3 protein-coding genes are annotated in these 5,152 nt (G+C 67.6%); all 3 read left to right on the top strand.

Annotated features, from left to right (window positions below; all coding sequences use genetic code 11):
* Positions 1–635 precede the first annotated feature (635 nt).
* Positions 636–3,818, top strand: coding sequence for a DUF4082 domain-containing protein (locus tag ACTOQ3_RS43265; RefSeq protein ID WP_440089875.1), 3,183 nt, complete (start codon positions 636–638; stop codon positions 3,816–3,818).
* A gap of 133 nt (positions 3,819–3,951) precedes the next feature.
* On the top strand, positions 3,952–4,749 hold the full coding sequence (locus tag ACTOQ3_RS43260; protein WP_440089874.1) for a class I SAM-dependent methyltransferase: 798 nt from the start codon (positions 3,952–3,954) through the stop codon (positions 4,747–4,749).
* Between the two features lie 218 nt (positions 4,750–4,967).
* On the top strand, positions 4,968–5,152 hold a 185-nt coding region (locus ACTOQ3_RS43255), incomplete at its 3' end, for a hypothetical protein (RefSeq protein WP_440089873.1).

Here is a 5,152-nt window from a genome sequence, read left to right as displayed (position 1 = left end):
AGGCCCAGCGCGGTCGCGAGCGCGATCTCCTCCGCCGTCGTGCACGCGCCCCGGTACAGGGAGCGGAGCAGCAGCAGCCCGGGAAGGGTGACACCGAGCGCGACGTAAACCCCGAACAGCGCCATGTCCGAACCCGAAACACCGTGAAAACCCAGCACGGCGATCGTGAAAACCCCCGCGGAAGCCGCGGGCAGCCACCTCGACGGCGACAGACCCCGCATTCCCCGGCTCAGACCGAGGTCTCCGCCGCTCGTGGGTCCGTCCGATCGAACGGCTCCCTCAGGCGCGGGCGGGTTCGGCGTGGTTCCCCGCACGGGCGACGTCATGCTCATGAGCGCAAGCCTGTCGGCTGGAACCCGCCGGAGGGCTCGGGGCACCGCGTCCCCGTCGATTCTTGCCGATCCCTTGTGCGAGCCAAGGACGGTGGCTCACGTTCCCCGGACCTTTGTGCGCCGGACGCGATTCTTGTTATGAAACAACCTTTTGGTGAGGAATAGCAGCCCGCGTCCGTCTTTCCAGGAACTCTCCGCTTTTCCAGGTGATACGTGACAGGACCCCGTTGTTGCTATGTTTCGCCTGCTTCCAGGCCTGGCCAGACGGCGGCTTGGCTGTGGGATCGCGATCGGAGTTGATGAATGTCGAACGGTGAGAAGACCACTCGGAGGCCGCGGCGGAGGCTTCGGACCATCCCCGCGGCCATCGGCGCCGGCGTTCTGATCGGGTTACTCACCTCCCCCTCCGTCCACGCCTCCGCCGGAGGGCGGCCCGTCTCCGACGTCCTGGCGGACTCCGGGCGGGACGACCCGCGTGCCGGCGCGGCCGTGCCCGGCCCGGCCCGGCGCGCCGGCACACCGCCGGTCACCTCCGATCTCGCCGTCTCGGTCGCGGACGGGATGCGCGAGGAGGCGCGCGCGATCCGGGCCGGGACCACCGGCCGTGGCAGGACGGCGCGGAGGCACCAAGCCGCCTGCCCCCCGACCTCGATCATCTGCCTGGAGAACAGCCTGCCGGGAAACCCTCCCAGCGAATGGGACGTCAGCGGAGTGGGCGCGGGGAACATCCAGGGTTACGCGACTCAGATGAGCGTCGACAAGGGGGAGACCGTACGGTTCAAGGTGATCACCCCCGCGAGCGACTACCGGATCGACATCTATCGCATCGGATACTACGGCGGCATGGGCGCGCGGAAGATGGCGACGGTCAACCCGTCCGTCCCGTTGCCCCAGCCGCAACCTGCCTGCCTGAGCGACGCGGCGACCGGCCTGGTCGACTGCGGGAACTGGGCGGAGTCGGCCTCCTGGGCGGTGCCGGCCGGCGCCGTCTCGGGGGTCTACCTCGGGAAGCTGGTCCGGGAGGACGGACCGGTCGGCGACAGCCACATCGTCTTCGTCGTCCGCGACGACCAGCGCGGGTCGGAGATCCTGGTCCAGACCTCCGACGCGACCTGGCAGGCGTACAACCGGTACGGCGGCAACAGCCTCTACTCCGGCAGTCCGGCCGGACGCGCCTTCAGGATCAGTTACAACCGCCCGTTCACCACGCGGGTGCACAGCCAGCCGTCGTGGTTCTTCAACTCCGAGTACCCCATGATCAGATGGCTCGAGGCCAACGGCTACGACGTCAGCTACACCAGCAACGTCGACACCGCGAGCCGCGGACAGGAACTGCTCGAACACGAGGTCTTCATGTCCGTCGGGCACGACGAGTACTGGTCCGACGACATGAGAGGGAACGCCGACAACGCCCGGGACAACGGCGTCAGCCTCGCCTTCTTCTCCGGGAACGAGATCTTCTGGAAGACCCGGTGGGAGAACAGCGTCGACGGGACGAACACCCCCTTCCGCACGCTTGTCTGCTACAAGGAAACGCTGGCCAACGCCAAGATCGATCCCAGCCCGCTGTGGACCGGAACCTGGCGCGACCCGCGTTTCTCTCCGCCGTCGGACGGCGGCAGGCCGGAGAACGCCGTGACCGGGACCTTGTTCGTCATCAACGGCATCGTCAACGACGCGATAACCGTTCCCGCCGCGTACAGCCAGATGCGGCTGTGGCGCAACACATCCGTGGCGAACCTGCAGCCCGGCCAGACGGCGGTCTTCCCTGCCGGAACACTCGGGTACGAATGGGACGTGGCACCCGACAACGGGTTCGCCCCGCCGGGGCCGGTGAAGCTTTCCAGCACGACGCTGACCAACCTGTCCAAATACCTGCTCGACTTCGGCAACACCTACGGCGCCGGGATCGCGACGCACAACCTCGCGCTCTACCGGCACTCGGGCGGCGCCCTCGTCTTCGGCGCGGGAACCACGCAGTGGTCGTGGGGGCTCGACGCCAGCCACGACCGGCCGGGCACGCCCACGGACATCCGCATGCAGCAGGCGACGGTCAACCTCCTCGCCGACATGCTGACGCAACCGGCGAGCCTCCAGCCGGGGCTGGTCCCGGCGACCGCGTCGACCGACACCGCCCCTCCGACGTCGGCGATCACCGACCCGTCGGCGGGCGCGCACGCCCCTGCCGGTAGCACCATCACGGTCCGCGGCACCGCGGCCGACACCGGAGGCGGCGTCGTGGCGGGCGTCGAGGTCTCGTTCGACGGCAACAGGTGGTTCCAGGCGACCGGCCGCACCGAGTGGCAGTACAAATGGACGCCCGAGACAGCCGGCCCGGTGACCATAAGAGCCCGGGCGGTCGACGACATCGGCAACCTCCAGAACGTGTCGGCCACGCTCCCCGTCACCATCACCGAAGGGTGCCCCTGCACGATCTGGCCGGCGACCACCGTGCCCGCCGTCGCCTCCCACAACGACACCCACCGGACCGAGGTCGGCGTGAAGTTCCAGACCACGACCGCGGGCGTCGTCTCGGGCGTCAGGTTCTACAAGGGAGCGCTCAACACGGGGACGCACGTCGGCAACCTGTGGAGCTCCACGGGACAGTTGCTGGCGCGGGCGACGTTCACCAACGAGACGGCGAGCGGCTGGCAGCAGGTGACCTTCTCCACGCCCGTCCAGGTGAGCGCCCACACCACCTACGTCGCCTCCTACCACACGACCTCGGGGTACTACTCGGTGACGCGGCCGTACTTCACCCAGCAGTACTCCAACGGCCTGATCGTCGCGCCCGAGACCGGCGTGGCGGGCGGCAACGGCGTGTACAAATACACCACCGCGAGCGCCTTCCCCACCTCCACCTACCAGGCCACGAACTACTGGGTCGACGTGGTGTTCACCCCGTACTTCACCCTCTGGGACGACACGACGGTGCCGGCGCTCCCGACCCAGAACGACCCCAAGGCGACCTCGGTCGGGGTGAAGTTCCGGAGCACCACGCCGGGGGTCGTGAAGGGGATCAGGTTCTACAAGGGCCCCCAGAACACCGGGACCCATGTCGGCAGCCTGTGGACGATCACCGGCCAGTTGCTCTCGAGCGCGACGTTCACCGGCGAGACCGCGTCCGGGTGGCAGGAGGTGCGCTTCGAGACGCCCATCTCCATCCAGGCCAACACCACATATGTGGCCTCTTATCACACCACGTCGGGCTACTACTCCGTCTCGAGGCTCTATTTCAACACGCAGTACAAGCGCGGTCCGCTCATCGCCCTCGCGAACGGCGCGGAGGGCGGCAACGGCACGTACGCCTACAGCGCGGGCAGCGTCTTCCCGACCAACAACTACCAGGCCACCAATTACTGGGTCGACGTGTTGTTCGACATCAGCCCGGCCCTCGCCCGGTCGGCCCCACGGCCCGCGGAAGGGCCGGCAGCCGCGGGCCTCGCGCTCCGGCGAAAGAACGGCGTCATATCCGATTCCCGATGACGGAGCTTTTCACAGACATCTCCATCGCATGCGTAACAGAATGCCGGATCAGAAGAAAAGGCTGCGTGCAATGCCACTCACCACTGTTTCCACCATCATCCGCAACGCCGCGCGACCAGGTTATCTCCCGATCATGTCCCGCAAGATCTGGACACGGGTGAGTTCGGGGCACGACCGGGAGAGAAGGGCCGCGCACACGTGGGCGGCCGGGCAGGCGGAGGACCTCGGCACCTGGGGTGGCCGTATCGACGCCGCCCTGTGGCAGGAAGGCGCGGACTTCGCCCGGACCCTCGCCGAATCGGCCCGCCCCCGGGTCGAGGCACTCGCCTCGGCCGGTGTCGACCTGGGCGGGCCCGGCGGTGTCGAGCTGCTCCACTTCCTCACCAGGATCCTGCGCCCGGATACCGTGCTGGAGACGGGAGTCGCCGCCGGGTGGTCCACGTCCGCCATCCTCGCGGCGATACGTATGAACGGGACCGGTCACCTCTTCTCGAGCGACTTCCCGTTCTTCCGCCTCCCGGAACCCGAGCGGTACATCGGATACGTGATCCCCGAGGAGCTGAAGGGGCCCTGGACACTCCACACCAAAGGCGACCGCCACAACCTCGAGAAGATCCTGCTTCCCGGTAGAGAGGTGGACCTGGTCCACTACGACTCGGACAAGACCCGCCAGGGAAGGGAGTTCTTCCTGCTGCGGTCGCAGCCGCATCTGAGCGGGAACCACATTCTTGTGATGGACGACATCCAGGACAACATGGTCTTCCAAGAGTACGCGGAGACCCAGGCCGCCTACCGGGTCTTCGCGTACCAGGGAAAGTTCATCGGCGTCACCGGGCCAGGCCTGGGAATCCTGGAGCGGAAAACGGACAGAGAACAGCCACCACGCCCATCCGGCGGCACATCCTTCCAATCAATTATGAAAAACATATAAAAAGCTAGGAAAAACATCGCGGAACGCGAGCGGCGGGGCCGGCCTCGGTCGTCGGCCTCACCAGGCTTGCCCGTATGGCCGAAACTCCGTCCTCCTCATCTCCCACCCCGGGCTCGCTCGCGATCATCGGGGACGATGAACCCGGCGGATCTCCCTCCCCGCGAGGGACCGCCGCCCTGCCTCGGAAGGCGAAACGTCTCGCAAGGTGGCTGCCCGCGATGTCGATGACCGCCGGCACGGCGGCGGTGCTGGCCCTCTACGGCGTCTCCGGCCGAGACATGCTCCTGTTCTGCGCCCATGTCGTACTGGCCATCGCCTTGCCGGGCGTCTTGCTGGTCCGTGCCCTGTACCGGGGCGCGCGCACGTCGGCGGAGGAGATCGCCCTCGGGCTGGCGCTCGGCTA

Source organism: Streptosporangium sp. LJ11, assembly GCF_051918945.1.
Classification (GTDB): domain Bacteria; phylum Actinomycetota; class Actinomycetes; order Streptosporangiales; family Streptosporangiaceae; genus Streptosporangium.
This window is presented reverse-complemented; position numbering and strand designations above follow the sequence as displayed.

What these genes read in the sequence shown, in the direction of transcription:
- ACTOQ3_RS43260 (WP_440089874.1), top strand. Translation starts at nt 3,952, where the DNA reads ATGTCCCGCAAGATCTGGACACGGGTGAGTTCGGGGCACGACCGGGAG.
- ACTOQ3_RS43265 (WP_440089875.1), top strand. Translation starts at nt 636, where the DNA reads ATGTCGAACGGTGAGAAGACCACTCGGAGGCCGCGGCGGAGGCTTCGG.